Source organism: Pseudomonas sp. BNK-7, from assembly GCF_048072025.1.
GTDB lineage: Bacteria > Pseudomonadota > Gammaproteobacteria > Pseudomonadales > Pseudomonadaceae > Aquipseudomonas > Aquipseudomonas danubii.
The window spans coordinates 413,239-427,084 of the sequence record NZ_CP182252.1 but is presented as its reverse complement, the minus strand read 5'-3'; the positions used below and the strand labels follow the sequence as shown (position 1 = coordinate 427,084).

The window sequence follows — 13,846 nt, the reverse complement described above, 5'->3', positions numbered from 1 at the left end:
GGGTGGGAGAGGGGGGATCTGCAAAAAGCAAAACCCCCAGCTGGGCTGGGGGTTTTGGTCTTACTCGTCGAGGAAGGAGCGCAGATGCTCGCTTCGCGTCGGGTGGCGCAGCTTGCGCAGCGCCTTGGCTTCGATCTGACGAATCCGTTCACGGGTCACGTCGAACTGTTTACCAACCTCCTCAAGGGTGTGGTCGGTATTCATGTCGATGCCGAAGCGCATGCGCAGGACCTTGGCTTCACGGGCAGTGAGGCCGGAGAGTACTTCGCGAGTCGCTTCTTTGAGGCTCTCAACGGTGGCTACATCGATTGGCGACTGCATGGTCGAGTCTTCGATGAAGTCGCCCAGATGGGAGTCTTCGTCATCACCGATCGGGGTTTCCATGGAGATCGGCTCTTTAGCGATCTTCAATACCTTGCGGATTTTGTCCTCAGGCATTTCCATGCGTTCGCCCAGCTCTTCCGGGGTCGGTTCACGACCCATTTCCTGCAGCATCTGCCGGGAAATGCGGTTGAGCTTGTTGATCGTCTCGATCATGTGCACCGGAATACGGATGGTGCGGGCCTGGTCGGCGATCGAGCGAGTGATCGCCTGACGGATCCACCAGGTGGCATAGGTCGAGAACTTGTAGCCGCGACGGTATTCGAACTTGTCTACCGCTTTCATCAAGCCGATGTTGCCTTCCTGGATCAGGTCGAGGAATTGCAGGCCACGGTTGGTGTACTTCTTGGCGATGGAGATCACCAGACGCAAGTTGGCTTCAACCATCTCTTTCTTCGCGCGGCGGGCCTTGGCCTCACCGATCGACATGCGACGGTTGATGTCCTTGATCTCGGCAATCTTCAAGCCGGTTTCAACTTCAAGCGCGGTCAGCTTCTGCTGGCAACGGATGATATCCGGCTGCAGACGGGCAATGGCTTCGGCGTACTTGCTCTTGCCTTTGGCCAGGGCGTCGGTCCAGCTTTCATCCACTTCGTTGCCCGGGAACTGGCGCAGGAAGTCGGCACGCGGCATGCGGGCATCACGCACGCAGAGTTGCATGATGGCGCGTTCTTGCTGACGCAGACGATCCAGGGCGCTGCGTACACGTTCAACCAGGCCTTCGAATTGCTTCGGAACCAGCTTGATCGGCATGAACAGTTCGGCCAGGGCCAACATCTCGGCGATGGCTTGCTTGTTCTCGCGGCCGTGCTTCTTCAGCGCCTTGCGGGTGATCTCCATCTGATCGGCGACGGCGCCAAAGCGCTGTGCAGCGACGACCGGATCCGGACCGCTTTCGGCTTCTTCTTCGTCTTCGGTTGCTTCAGCTTCTTCGTCATCGCTGTCGTCATCCGCTTTCGCGGTTTTGGTGTCGACAGGAGGCGGTACTTCGGCGGCAGGCGGCGTAATGCCGTCATCCGGGTCGATGTACCCGCTGAGAACGTCAGACAGGCGGCCACCTTCGGTGGTGACGCGAGTGTATTCGGAGAGGATGTGATCAACCGTGCCAGGGAAGTGCGCGATTGCGCCCATCACTTCACGGATGCCCTCTTCGATACGTTTGGCGATTTCGATTTCGCCTTCACGTGTGAGCAGCTCTACCGTACCCATTTCGCGCATGTACATGCGCACTGGGTCGGTAGTGCGACCAATGTCGGTTTCCACAGCCGCCAACGCTGCTGCGGCTTCTTCAGCTGCTGCTTCGTCGGTGTCGGCTTCGGCCAACAAAAGGGCATCCGCATCCGGAGCACTCTCGAATACGTTGATCCCCATGTCGTTGATCATGCGGATGATGTCTTCCACCTGTTCCGGATCTGAAATATCCTCCGGCAGGTGGTCGTTGACCTCCGCGTAAGTCAGGTAACCCTGCTCACGTCCACGGCTGATCAACTCTTTGAGGCGAGACTGCTGTTGCGCTTTTCCGGACATAACACCCTATCCACTGAAGGTCTTGGCGGGCAAAAAACAAGCCGAGGATTATACCCGAGCTATGACCTCACGCGCCAGTTGAGGTCGGGTTTGATGCGGGAACATTGCGTTTTAGAAGCTCAACCAGCTGTATTTTCTCTTCGCTGCTGAGCTCGCTTTGGCGCGATTTCCTGAGAAGTTGTTCTAAAACACGCTCGCGTTGGCGAGCGGACAAGCTATTAATGGTGTCGAAAAACTGTTGTTCAAGGTTATCTCCGTCGATCAACCACTCTTTTTCTGCCAGTGCGGTAAGCAGGTGCCCCTGTTGAGTACCGTGCCAGCGCGCCATCAGCTGATGAATAGAGCGTAGCTTAGGATTTTTCTGTACGGCTTCGATCAGGGCCACCAGCAACTGAGTGTTGGTGTTGTCGTCATCGGCAAAATGTCCGGCATCTTCAACTTTTTCTGCCAGTTGCGGGTGATGCAGCAGGGTGCGCAAGGCTGCAAGCGTAGGAGGCTCCACCGCCGCCGGGACGCGAGGGCCGCGAGGCTGGTCGCGATCGCCCTGGCGCTTGCCTTTGCTGTTCTTGTCCCAGGGCTTGTTTTCCCATTTCTTGCCACCGCCGCTTTTCTTCGGCGTCCACTCTTTTTGGGGGGCGTACGCTTCCTGATGAGGCTCGTGGTAGTCGGCATAATCCGGCATGGCGTCGTAGTCGATGCCAGCGTCATAGATTGGGGGGGATTCCGCTGGGGCGCTGTGGGCTAGTTGATTCACCGTTTCATTGGTCAGACCGGTGATTTCGGTCAGGCGCTGGCGCATCAGGGTGCGCAGGTTGGCCCCTGGGATTTTCTCGATCAGCGGTGCTGCCAGGGTCGCCAGATGAGCCTTGCCTTCCAGTGAGCGTGGGTCGGCCTCGTCGATCAGTTGTTGAAAGAAATAGTCCGCCAGCGGCTGGGCGTGCTGGTTGATGCGGGCGCGGAAGGCGTCTGTGCCTTCGGAGCGGACCAGGGTATCGGGGTCTTCCCCTTCCGGCAGGAACAGGAAGCGCGCGCGGCGCCCGTCCTGCAGGCAGGACAGGGTGGCCTCGAGGGCGCGCCAGGCAGCTTTGCGTCCGGCTTGGTCGCCGTCAAAGCAGAACAATACGTTGGGCACGATGCGGAACAGGCGCTTGAGGTGTTCCTCGCTGGTTGCGGTGCCCAGAGTCGCGACGGCATTGCGCAGGCCCTGCTGGGCCAGGGCGATCACGTCCATATAGCCTTCGACGACGATGATTTCGTCGAGGTTGCGGTTGTTCTTGCGGGCTTCGAACAGACCGTAAAGCTCTTGGCCCTTGTGGAATACCAGAGTTTCCGGAGAGTTCAGGTATTTGGGTTTGTCGTCCCCCAGCACCCGGCCGCCGAAGGCAATGATCCGGCCGCGGGTATCGCGGATCGGGAACATCACGCGATCGCGAAAGCGGTCATAGCGCTTGCCGGTCTCGGCGTTCTCAATCAGCAGTCCGGCATCGATCATGGCTTTCTGCTGCAGAGTGTCGCTGCTCAGGTGCTTGAACAGGTTGTCCCAGCCGGGCGGCGCAAAACCCAGGCCGAAGTCCCGGGCAATTTCGCCGGTGAGGCCGCGCCCCTTGAGGTAGTCGACTGCTGCCTTGCGTGCCGGGTGGCTTTTCAGTGCCTGGCGATAGTAGTCGGCAGCGGCGCTGAGCAGCGGGTACAGCGGTGAGTCTGTGGGTTGTCGTGGTTTGCGCTGGCCGCGATTGCTTTCCTCGCGGGGGATCTCCATGCCGGCAGCTTTCGCCAGTTCCTCGACGGCCTGGGGAAAGTCCAGGTTGTCGTGGTCCATGATGAAGCCGAGGGCATTGCCGCCTGCGCCGCAGCCGAAGCAGTAATAGAACTGCTTGTCGGGGCTGACGCTGAAGGAGGGGGTCTTTTCCTTGTGGAATGGGCAACAGGCTGTGTAATTCTTGCCGGCTTTCTTGATCTGCAGGCGCGAGCTGACTACATCGACGATGTCGGTGCGGTTCAGAAGGTCGTCAATAAAGCTCTGGGGAATAAGCCCGGCCATTGCGTTCTCGTCATCACTGCGGGGAAAAATAGCCCTGGCGACGCTGTCGAAAGATCAGGTGAGGCGGGGCCTGAAGAGGGCGCGGCTCGACCTGGTTTTCGGCTTGATCGCAGTCGGGAAGTGTATCTGCCGAACGTCCACTGACGTTAATTGCAATCAGTATTCGACTATTTGAGGCAGTGCGCTGAGTCCGACAGTGGCCATTGGAGGGCCTCGGATAGCTCATCAAGCGGGCGCTGGAGAAGGGCGCCTTGGGCTGATCGTCTGCAGGAATCAGTAAGGGTGTGCTCGTCAGTAGCCTTGGAAGGCTCGTCAGAAAAGACGTGCACCGCTGGCAAGAAGCCAGGTCTGACGTGGTGAAGCAGATTCGTCTGGGTCGCATGGGCGGCTTTGACGGTGAAGCATCAAGCGTATTCCGCAAATGCCATTAGCCCGGCTGAGGGCCGGGCTTGGCAGAAGCTTGCAGCGAACGTCTGTGTATTAGTACAGACGTACGGCGCGGCGCTGTTCGCGCTGAACTTTCTTGGCGTGACGCTTAACAGCAGCAGCTGCTTTGCGCTTACGCTCGGAAGTCGGCTTCTCGTAAAATTCGCGGCTACGAACTTCAGCCAGAACACCGGCTTTTTCGCAGGAGCGCTTGAAACGACGCAGAGCTACGTCGAAGGGTTCGTTCTCTTTAACTTTGACGGCTGGCATCCAGAGCTACCTTCATTCATTACCGGGGTCAACGTTCTCGTCGCAAAAATCGCGGCTGAGGTCGTCGGTTTTTAAGGGTTGCGGATGTTAACCCCTCAACGCTCGGAATGCAAAGCCTCTGATCGAAAACCGCTGGCCGGGCGCAGGAGTGGCGACTATTATGCGCGCCTTCGAATTCAGCCTCTACAAGGCGCAAACCCATGCTAGTACTGGGATTAGAAACCTCTTGCGACGAAACCGGCGTCGCGCTTTACGACAGTGAGCGTGGCCTGCTGGCCGACGCGCTGTTCAGTCAGATCGACCTGCATCGCGTCTACGGTGGCGTGGTGCCGGAACTGGCCTCTCGTGACCACGTCAAGCGTATGCTGCCCCTGATTCGTCAGGTCCTGGCGCAAGCTGACTGTGTCTCCACCGAGATCGATGCCATCGCCTATACCGCAGGTCCCGGCTTGGTGGGCGCCTTGTTGGTAGGTGCCTCCTGCGCCCAGGCGCTGGCCTTTGCCTGGGGGATTCCGGCCCTGGGCGTGCATCACATGGAAGGTCACCTGCTGGCGCCGATGCTCGAGGAGCATCCGCCGGAATTTCCGTTCGTCGCTTTGTTGGTGTCGGGCGGCCACACCCAGTTGGTCCGGGTTGATGGCATCGGCCAATACCAGCTGTTGGGCGAGACCCTGGACGATGCGGCAGGCGAAGCGTTCGACAAGACCGCGAAAATGATTGGCCTGAATTATCCAGGCGGCCCCGAGATCGCCCGCCTGGCAACACAGGGCGTCCCTGGGCGTTTTGTCTTCCCGCGGCCAATGACCGATCGTCCGGGCCTGGACTTCAGCTTCAGCGGCTTGAAGACCTTCGCCCTGAACACCTGGCAGCAGTGCGTCAGTGCTGGAGACGACGGTGAGCAAACCCGTTGCGACATCTCTCTCGCCTTCCAACAAGCTGTGGTGGAAACTTTGACCATCAAGTGCAAGCGCGCCTTGAAGCAGACAGGCCTCAAGCGTGTGGTCATTGCCGGGGGCGTGAGTGCCAACAAGGCCCTGCGAGCCTCCCTGGAAAACATGCTCGCCGAGATGAACGGCAATGTGTTCTACGCTCGTCCCGAGTTCTGCACCGACAACGGCGCGATGATCGCCTATGCCGGCTGTCAGCGTTTGCAGGCCGGACAGCAGGAAAGCCTGGCGATCAGTGTGCAGGCACGCTGGCCGATGGAGCAGCTGTCAGCACTCTGAGAGAGACGCGCAAGCTGAAGTCTTTTCATCTGTCGGATTCAAAAATGCCGTTCGCGCCCGGCAAACAGGTCGCGTAGATTGCCGCGATGGCGCCAAACGATCAGTAGCGTGAGTACGCTCATCGGTAGTAGTGCCTCAGGTTCCTGCCAGGCCAGTAGCGGCAGGGTCAGGGGGGTAGCGATCAGTGCGGCCAGTGAGCTGGTGCGGGTCAGGTAGAAGGTCAGCGCCCAGGCGACGATGGCCAGGAGCGCCGCCGGGGGATAGAGCCCCAGCAACATGCCGGCAGCAGTGGCGACGCCTTTGCCGCCGCGAAAGCGGAAGTACAGTGGGAACAGGTGGCCGATTACGGCGTAGAGTCCGATCCACGCCTGTTGCTGCAACGAAAGCCCCGCAAGGTGGGCGATCAGCACAGGCACCAGGCCTTTGCACAGATCCCCCAGCAGGGTTAGGACAGCGAGTTTTTTGCCGGCCAGGCGCAGCATGTTGGTGGCACCGGCATTGCCCGATCCACTCATTCGCGGGTCGGGGTTGCCCGTGAGGCGGCTGAGCAAAATGGCGAAGGACAGAGAGCCAAGCAGGTAGGCGAGAATCGCCAGTAACCAAAACATGCTAACTATTCCGGGCGAGGATGCCCTGATTCTAACGGCGCATTGCGCCCTTGTCGTGCTGCGGAGAAGAGTGCTTGGACAGAGTGTTTATCGAAGGACTGGAAGTGGACACCGTGATTGGAGCCTACGACTGGGAGCGTGGCATCCGACAGTGTCTGCGTCTTGATCTGAGCTTTGCTTGGGATAATCGTCCGGCTGCTGCTGGGGACGATCTGACGCTGGCGTTGGATTATGCCAGTGTTTCCGCGCGGATCCAGGCGTTTGCCGAGCAGGCCCAGTACCAGTTGGTGGAAACCTTTGCCGAGCGTCTTGCCGAAGTGTTGATGAGCGAGTTTCACATTCCTTGGCTGCATTTGAAGCTGACCAAGCCAGGCGCTGTTCCGGCCGCCACTGGCGTGGGTGTGGAGATCGAGCGCGGATGTCTCTGACTCAGGTGTTTCTGGGGCTTGGTAGCAATATCGAGCGTGAAGCTCATCTGCGGGCCGGGCTCGATGCCTTGGCCGGTTTCCTGGTGGATATGCGTTGCTCGGCGGTGTTTGAAAGCCAGCCGGTGGGAATCAAGAGCGGTCCGTTCTTCAATCTGGTGGTGTCGGGTTACACCGACTTGCCGTTGACTGAACTGGACCGGCGTTTGAAGTTCATCGAGGCGGACAACGGTCGTTATGCCCCGGACCGCAAAGGTTTGCCACTGGATATCGATGTGCTGCTGTACGGCGACCTGACTGGCAATTTCGATGGCCTGATCCTGCCCCGTGCGGAAATCCTGAAGAATGCCTTTGTGCTTTGGCCGTTGTCGCTGATGGCGCCGGAGCGGCTACACCCATTGGCCGGCAAGAGCTTGGGGATGCTTTGGGATGAGGCGCAGATCGATCAGGTTCTAGCGCCCGTGGCGTTCGAATGGCAGGGCAGGCAACTGACGCCTCCGGGCCTGTAACTCCTCGGACTCTCCTTGTGCTGACAAGGCTGGAGCCTTGTCAGCCGTTTCTCAGGATGCGTGCTGTTCCTTGTAGGTCTTGATTGCCTTCAGTCGCTCCAGCCTCAACGTCTCACCCAGTTCCGGGCCTTTGAAGCCCTGCTCCAGTAAAGGTTGAACCGCCACTGAGCGCGCCGCGTTGGCGCCGCCGCGCAGGTAATCTGCTTGGGGGTAGGGTCGTGACTCCAGCCCCAGGCGACCACGGGCGTCCATTTCGCAAGCGGCAATGAACTCTTCAAAGCGCTGCGGACGGCGGAAGACGTCGAAGTTTTGCAGCAGCTCAAGCAGTGTCGAAGCCTTCAGTTCCTGGGCCTTGTGGGCGTGGGTGTGATACTGCCCCACCAACAGCGCCAGCTCCTGGCATTCCCGTGGGGCCTTGAAGCGCTCATTGACGGCCTTGATCAGTTCAAGTCCCTTGTGCTCGTGACCAATGTGGCGTGGCCACTCCTCCTCAGGTGTCACGCCTTTGCCCAGGTCGTGGAGCAGGCAAGCCCAACGTACCGAGAGGGGCTGCTGGTGCAGCGCCGCTTGCTGCAACACGCTGAGGGTATGCAGGCCGGTGTCTATTTCCGGATGATGGGTCGGTGGCTGGGGAACGCCGAATAGTGCGTCGACCTCAGGTATCAGTACGGCCAGGGCGCCGCAGTCACGCAATACCTGGATAAAGACCTGAGGCTGATCCTCCATCAAGGCGCGAGACATCTCCTTCCAGCTGCGTTCCGCCGTCAGGGCTTGAAGCTCGCCTGACTCGCTGAGTTGGCGCATCAATTCAAGTGTCTCAGGGGCCACGCTGAAACCCAGGTCGGCGTAGCGCGCGGCAAAGCGTGCCACTCGCAGAACTCGCAGGGGATCTTCGGCGAATGCCGGTGAAACATGGCGCAACAGCCGGTTTTCCAGATCCTTTTGACCGTTGTAAGGATCAGTCACAAGACCCTGATCATCTTCGGCCATGGCGTTGATCGTCAGGTCGCGGCGAATCAGGTCCTCTTCCAGGGTGACTTCCGGACTGGCATGGAAAGTGAAACCGCCGTAACCCCGTCCACTCTTGCGCTCGGTTCGAGCGAGGGCGTATTCCTCGCCGCTCTTGGGGTGCAAAAACACTGGAAAATCGGCGCCTACCGGGCGAAAGCCCTTGGCGATCATGTCTTGCGCACTGGCGCCCACCACGACCCAGTCGACGTCGGTGACTGGTCTGCCCAGCAGGCGATCGCGTACAGCACCGCCGACTTTATAAATCCGCATAAAAAAACCTCCGTTAGCACGACAGGATAACCCTTGTGCCGCGCTAACGGAGGCTCGTTCTTGGGCTCAGAGGTGGATGACTGCCAGGTCCAGTCGTCCGTAGTCGTTTTCGTTGTGATCGCTTCTCGGCGGTACGTGAAGGGTTTTTATCACCTGATCGCCCTGCAGGGTTTCCAAGTGAATATCGAAGCCCCAGAGGCGGTGCAGGTGCTTGAGCACCTCCTCGGTGGAATCCCCCAAGGGTTTGCGATCGTGTTGCTGATGGCGCAGGGTCAGCGAGCGGTCGCCACGACGGTCGATGCTCCAGATCTGCACGTTGGGTTCACGGTTGCCCAGGTTGTATTGCGCGGCCAGGGTTTCCCGAATGATTCGATAGCCGCTTTCATCATGGATTGCTGGTACCAGCAGGTCATCCTTCTGGTCGTCATCCATGATGCTGAACAGCTTGAGGTCGCGGATCACCTTGGGGGACAGATACTGCAGGATGAAGCTCTCATCCTTGAAACTGCTCATGGCGAACTTGATGCTCGACAGCCAGTCGGTGCCGGCCAGTTCCGGGAACCAGCGGCGATCTTCTTCGGTGGGGTCTTCGCACATGCGGCGGATGTCCCGGTACATGGCAAAACCCAGAGCGTAAGGATTGATGCCGTTGTAATAAGGGCTGTCGAATCCCGGCTGATAAACCACGCTGGTGTGGGAAGCGAGGAATTCCATCATGAAGCCGTCGGTGACTAGGCCTTCGTCATACAGGTCATTCATCAGGGTGTAATGCCAGAAGGTGGCCCAGCCTTCGTTCATCACCTGGGTCTGGCGCTGCGGGTAGAAGTACTGGGCGATCTTGCGCACGATGCGGACAATTTCTCGCTGCCAGGGCTCCAGCAATGGCGCATGTTTTTCGATGAAATACAGGATATTTTCCTGAGGCTCTGCGGGGAATCGCGCGTTGTCCTTGTCGCTGTATTTGTCCGCGCCTTTGGGAATCGTGCGCCACAGGTCGTTGATCTGTTTCTGCAGGTGCTCTTCCCGATCCTTCTGCCGACGCCGTTCTTCCTCGGCGGAGATCGGGTAAGGCCGCTTGTAGCGATCGACGCCGTAGTTCATCAGGGCATGGCAGGAATCCAGCAGATCCTCCACGGCATCGATGCCATGGCGTTCCTCGCATTGCATGATGTACTGCTTGGCGAACACCAGATAATCGATGATCGAGCTGGCATCGGTCCAGGTGCGGAACAGGTAGTTGCCCTTGAAGAAACTGTTGTGGCCGTAGCAGGCATGGGCCACCACGAGGGCCTGCATGCAGATGGTGTTCTCCTCCATCAGATAGGCGATGCAAGGGTCTGAATTGATCACGATCTCGTAGGCCAGGCCCATCTGCCCACGGCTGTAGGACTTTTCGGTACTGAGAAAGTGCTTGCCATAGGACCAATGGTGATAACCCAAAGGCATGCCCACCGAGGCATAGGCATCCATCATCTGCTCGGCGGTGATCACTTCGATCTGGTTGGGATAGGTATCCAGAGCATAGCGAGCCGCGATACGGCTGATTTCGCGGTCGTAGGCCTGGATCAGCTCGAATGTCCATTCCGAGCCGGTGGAGATAGGTTGGCGCTTCTGCTCTCTGGCGGTCATGTCACTAACCTGCGCTGGAAGAGTTCACGGAAGACCGGATAGATATCGCCGGCCGAAACCAATTGTTGCTGGGCGAACGTGTCGGAGAAGGCCTCGGCGATACGTTCGTACTCGAACCACAGGGCCTGGTGTTCACGTGGAGTGATCTCCACGTAGGTGTAGTACTGCACGAAAGGCATGATCTGGTTGATCAGGATATCGCGGCAGATGGGTGAGTCATCGTTCCAGTTGTCGCCGTCGGAAGCCTGTGCGGCGTAGATGTTCCATTCGTTGCTTGGATAGCGCTCGGCCATGATCTCCTGCATCAGTTTCAGGGCACTGGAGACAATGGTCCCGCCGGTTTCCCTGGAATAGAAGAACTCTTCCTCGTCCACTTCACGGGCACTGGTGTGATGGCGGATGAAAACCACGTCGATCTTGTCGTAGTTGCGCTTGAGGAACAGGTACAAAAGGATGAAGAAGCGTTTGGCTATGTCCTTGGTCGCCTGGGTCATGGAGCCGGATACGTCCATCAGGCAGAACATCACCGCCTTGGAGCTGGGGTTGGGCTGTTTCACCAGCAGGTTGTATTTGAGGTCGAAGGTGTCGAGAAAGGGCACGCGGTGAATCCGCGCACTCAGGCGCTCGATTTCAGCTTCCAGTTCCTGGATATCGCCGAAGTTGTCCGGTTCTTCCCGCTTCAAGCGCTCCAGATCCTCCTTGGCCTCCCGCAGCTTGGCCCGGCTGCTGCCGGACAAGGCAATGCGTCGGGCGTGGGCCGAGCGCAAGGTGCGGATGATGTTGATCCGCGATGGGTTGCCTTCGTTGCTGATCCCTGCACGCACGGTCTTGAAGGTGTCTGTCCCGGTCAGGTTGCGTTTGACCAGGTTGGGCAGCTCCAAATCCTCGAACATGAACTCGAGGAATTCCTCCTGGGTAATCTGGAAGACGAACTCATCCATGCCCTCGCCGGAATTGCCCGCCTTGCCGCGGCCAGCACCGCCTCCACCACCACCTTGAGGCCTGGCGATATGCTCCCCAGCCGTGAACTCCTTGTTGCCGGGATGGACCACGGTCTGTTTGCCGCCACGGCCGTGGTGCAGCACCGGTTCGTCGATGTCCCGTCCGGGAATACTGATTTGTTCGCCATGCTCCATATCGGTGATGGAGCGGCGGCTGACGGCCTCTTCGACGGCCTTTTTGATGTGGTCACGGTAGCGCCGCAGAAACCGCTGGCGGTTCACCGTGCTCTTGTTCTTGCCATTGAGACGTCGGTCGATCACATAGCTCATGGGCCCCTCCGGGGAGCTTCAAGACATAAGCCTCAAGCCGTAAGTCACGCTGCAGCAGAGCCTGTGAGGGCTCTACGGCACCGCGCTTGCAGCTTGTGGCTAGAAGCTTGCAGCTGCTTTACTGCGATTTTCTGACCCGCAGATACCATTCGGACAGCAGCCGTACCTGTTTGTCGGTGTAGCCGCGCTCGACCATTCGTGTGACGAAGTCGTTGTGTTTCTGCTGATCCTCCTTGCTGGCCTTGGCGTTGAAGCTGATGACCGGCAGCAGATCCTCGGTGTTGGAGAACATTTTCTTCTCGATGACCACCCGCAGCTTCTCGTAGCTGAGCCAGGTGGGGTTCTTGCCATTGTTGTTGGCTCGTGCCCGCAGGACGAAGTTGACGATTTCGTTGCGGAAGTCTTTCGGGTTGCTGATGCCCGCAGGCTTTTCGATCTTCTCCAGCTCTTCGTTGAGGGCAACGCGATTGAGGATTTCGCCGGTTTCCGGGTCGCGGTATTCCTGATCCTGAATCCAGAAGTCCGCGTAGAGCACGTAACGGTCGAAGATATTCTGGCCGTACTCGCTGTAGGACTCGAGGTAGGCAGTCTGGATCTCCTTACCGATGAACTCGATGTAGCGTGGGGCCAGGTACTCCTTGAGGAAGCGCAGGTAGCGCTCGCGGGTTTCTGCCTGGAACTGCTCCTGCTCGATCTGCTGCTCCAGCACATACAGCAGGTGCACCGGGTTGGCCGCCACTTCATGGGGATCGAAGTTGAAGACTTTTGACAGGATCTTGAAGGCAAAGCGGGTCGATAGGCCATTCATGCCTTCATCGACGCCGGCACTGTCGCGGTACTCCTGGATCGACTTGGCCTTGGGGTCGGTGTCTTTCAGGTTCTCGCCGTCATAGACGCGCATCTTCGAGTAGATATTGGAGTTTTCCGGCTCCTTGAGGCGCGACAGCACAGTGAACTGTGCCAGCATCTTCAGGGTGTCGGGGGCGCAATGGGCCTTGGCCAGCGAGCTGTTGAACAGCAGCTTGTCGTAGATCTTCACCTCATCGCTGACACGCAGGCAGTAAGGCACCTTGACGATGTAGATACGGTCAATGAAGGCTTCGTTGTTCTTGTTGTTGCGGAAGGTGTGCCACTCCGATTCGTTGGAGTGGGCCAGCAGGATGCCGGTGAAGGGGATCGCCCCCAGCCCTTCGGTGCTGTTGTAGTTGCCTTCCTGGGTGGCGGTGAGCAATGGGTGCAGCACCTTGATCGGTGCCTTGAACATTTCGACGAACTCCATCAGGCCCTGGTTGGCCCGGCACAGTGCCCCAGAGTAGCTGTAGGCGTCGGCGTCGTTCTGCGGGAATTCTTCCAGTTTGCGGATATCCACCTTGCCCACCAGGGCCGAGATGTCCTGGTTGTTCTCGTCCCCGGGCTCGGTCTTGGCCACGGCGATCTGGTTGAGAATCGACGGGTAAAGTTTCACCACCCGGAACTGGCTGATGTCACCGCCAAACTCCGCCAGGCGCTTGGTGGCCCATGGCGACATGATGGTGTTGAGGTAGCGCCGCGGGATGCCGAAGTCTTCTTCGAGAATGGCGCCATCTTCCGTGGCATTGAACAGGCCCAGCGGCGATTCGAAGACCGGGGAGCCCTTGATGGCGTAGAAGGGCACTTTTTCGATCAGCTGCTTGAGCTTCTCGGCCAGGGACGATTTACCACCGCCCACCGGACCCAGGAGATAGAGGATCTGTTTCTTCTCTTCCAGGCCCTGAGCGGCGTGGCGGAAATAGGAGACGATCTGGTCGATACATTCTTCCATGCCATGGAAGTCTTCAAAGGCCGGATAGCGCCGGATCACCTTGTTGGAGAAAATTCGCGACAGCCTCGAGTTGGTCGAGGTGTCCAGCAGCTCGGGCTCGCCGATGGCCAATAGCAAGCGCTCGGCGGCGGATGCATAGGCGCTTCGGTCCTTTTTGCACAGTTCCAGGTATTCCTGCAGCGAAAACTCTTCCTGGCGTGTGGATTCGAAGCGTTGTTGGAAGTGGCTAAAAATACTCATGACGTCACCTCGCTCGATACGTGGAGCCGGCGTCGGATCAGTCAGTCAAGTGCTGGCATGCAGCTGAGTTTCCAGCTGCTGTTTACCCCCCAGAACACTTTCAAAGCTATCGACCTTGAAAGCTAGTACCGATGACCCGCTCGCCGGTGTACCGGCTCTCCCCTGATTTGGATGGCCTGAGGCTAAGGATAGTTCGGAATCCGGGAGGTCA

General features: G+C 58.7%; 11 protein-coding genes. 3 read left to right on the top strand and 8 right to left on the bottom strand.

The window, feature by feature from the left end; genetic code table 11:
- Nucleotides 1-60: 60 nt before the first annotated feature.
- From rpoD to rpsU, 3 genes are all read right to left on the bottom strand, one after another.
- Nucleotides 61-1,908: an RNA polymerase sigma factor RpoD gene (rpoD, locus tag ACMGF8_RS02035; RefSeq protein WP_102861933.1), complete on the bottom strand. Its 1,848-nt coding sequence runs from the start codon at nucleotides 1,906-1,908 to the stop codon at nucleotides 61-63.
- A gap of 67 nt (nucleotides 1,909-1,975) precedes the next feature.
- Nucleotides 1,976-3,949 (bottom strand): DNA primase, encoded by a 1,974-nt coding sequence (gene dnaG / locus ACMGF8_RS02030; protein WP_416758521.1) that lies wholly within the window; start codon nucleotides 3,947-3,949, stop codon nucleotides 1,976-1,978.
- A gap of 480 nt (nucleotides 3,950-4,429) precedes the next feature.
- Entirely contained in the window at nucleotides 4,430-4,645 is a 216-nt protein-coding gene (gene rpsU / locus ACMGF8_RS02025) for a 30S ribosomal protein S21 (protein WP_002551877.1), read from the bottom strand.
- Nucleotides 4,646-4,845: 200 nt separating this feature from the next.
- On the opposite strand from rpsU, the gene tsaD reads away from it, so the two are divergent.
- Nucleotides 4,846-5,871: a tRNA (adenosine(37)-N6)-threonylcarbamoyltransferase complex transferase subunit TsaD gene (tsaD, locus tag ACMGF8_RS02020; RefSeq protein ID WP_102861931.1), complete on the top strand. Its 1,026-nt coding sequence runs from the start codon at nucleotides 4,846-4,848 to the stop codon at nucleotides 5,869-5,871.
- 38 nt (nucleotides 5,872-5,909) lie between these two features.
- On the opposite strand, the gene plsY is transcribed toward tsaD, so the two are convergent.
- Nucleotides 5,910-6,479, bottom strand: coding sequence for a glycerol-3-phosphate 1-O-acyltransferase PlsY (gene plsY / locus ACMGF8_RS02015; RefSeq protein WP_416758518.1), 570 nt, complete (start codon nucleotides 6,477-6,479; stop codon nucleotides 5,910-5,912).
- 74 nt (nucleotides 6,480-6,553) lie between these two features.
- Here plsY and folB point away from each other — a divergent pair, with 74 nt between their 5' ends.
- Nucleotides 6,554-6,907 carry a dihydroneopterin aldolase gene (gene folB / locus ACMGF8_RS02010; RefSeq protein ID WP_102861929.1) on the top strand — a complete coding sequence of 118 codons (354 nt, stop codon included), beginning with the start codon at nucleotides 6,554-6,556 and terminating at the stop codon, nucleotides 6,905-6,907.
- Nucleotides 6,898-7,413: a 2-amino-4-hydroxy-6-hydroxymethyldihydropteridine diphosphokinase gene (folK, locus tag ACMGF8_RS02005; RefSeq protein WP_102861928.1), complete on the top strand. Its 516-nt coding sequence runs from the start codon at nucleotides 6,898-6,900 to the stop codon at nucleotides 7,411-7,413. Before folB ends, folK begins: the two co-directional genes overlap by 10 nt.
- A 51-nt stretch (nucleotides 7,414-7,464) precedes the next feature.
- On the opposite strand, the gene ACMGF8_RS02000 is transcribed toward folK, so the two are convergent.
- The 4 genes from ACMGF8_RS02000 to ACMGF8_RS01985 form a co-directional block, all read right to left on the bottom strand.
- Nucleotides 7,465-8,694, bottom strand: coding sequence for a multifunctional CCA addition/repair protein (locus tag ACMGF8_RS02000; RefSeq protein WP_416758515.1), 1,230 nt, complete (start codon nucleotides 8,692-8,694; stop codon nucleotides 7,465-7,467).
- Between the two features lie 66 nt (nucleotides 8,695-8,760).
- Nucleotides 8,761-10,323, bottom strand: a complete 1,563-nt coding sequence (locus tag ACMGF8_RS01995) for a SpoVR family protein (protein WP_102861926.1) — start codon at nucleotides 10,321-10,323, stop codon at nucleotides 8,761-8,763.
- Nucleotides 10,320-11,594, bottom strand: a complete 1,275-nt coding sequence (locus tag ACMGF8_RS01990; protein ID WP_102861925.1) for a YeaH/YhbH family protein — start codon at nucleotides 11,592-11,594, stop codon at nucleotides 10,320-10,322. The genes ACMGF8_RS01995 and ACMGF8_RS01990 overlap by 4 nt, the downstream gene beginning before the upstream one ends.
- A gap of 118 nt (nucleotides 11,595-11,712) precedes the next feature.
- The gene (locus ACMGF8_RS01985) at nucleotides 11,713-13,635 is read right to left on the bottom strand and encodes a PrkA family serine protein kinase (protein WP_016967942.1); all 1,923 of its coding nucleotides are present in this window, start codon (nucleotides 13,633-13,635) and stop codon (nucleotides 11,713-11,715) included.
- Between the last annotated feature and the right edge of the window lie 211 nt (nucleotides 13,636-13,846).

Bases quoted from the DNA above. Each gene is read 5' to 3' on its own strand.
- rpoD (WP_102861933.1), bottom strand. From the start codon at position 1,908: ATGTCCGGAAAAGCGCAACAGCAGTCTCGCCTCAAAGAGTTGATCAGC.
- dnaG (WP_416758521.1), bottom strand. From the start codon at position 3,949: ATGGCCGGGCTTATTCCCCAGAGCTTTATTGACGACCTTCTGAACCGC.
- rpsU (WP_002551877.1), bottom strand. From the start codon at position 4,645: ATGCCAGCCGTCAAAGTTAAAGAGAACGAACCCTTCGACGTAGCTCTG.
- tsaD (WP_102861931.1), top strand. From the start codon at position 4,846: ATGCTAGTACTGGGATTAGAAACCTCTTGCGACGAAACCGGCGTCGCG.
- plsY (WP_416758518.1), bottom strand. From the start codon at position 6,479: ATGTTTTGGTTACTGGCGATTCTCGCCTACCTGCTTGGCTCTCTGTCC.
- folK (WP_102861928.1), top strand. From the start codon at position 6,898: ATGTCTCTGACTCAGGTGTTTCTGGGGCTTGGTAGCAATATCGAGCGT.
- ACMGF8_RS02000 (WP_416758515.1), bottom strand. From the start codon at position 8,694: ATGCGGATTTATAAAGTCGGCGGTGCTGTACGCGATCGCCTGCTGGGC.
- ACMGF8_RS01995 (WP_102861926.1), bottom strand. From the start codon at position 10,323: ATGACCGCCAGAGAGCAGAAGCGCCAACCTATCTCCACCGGCTCGGAA.
- ACMGF8_RS01990 (WP_102861925.1), bottom strand. From the start codon at position 11,594: ATGAGCTATGTGATCGACCGACGTCTCAATGGCAAGAACAAGAGCACG.
- ACMGF8_RS01985 (WP_016967942.1), bottom strand. From the start codon at position 13,635: ATGAGTATTTTTAGCCACTTCCAACAACGCTTCGAATCCACACGCCAG.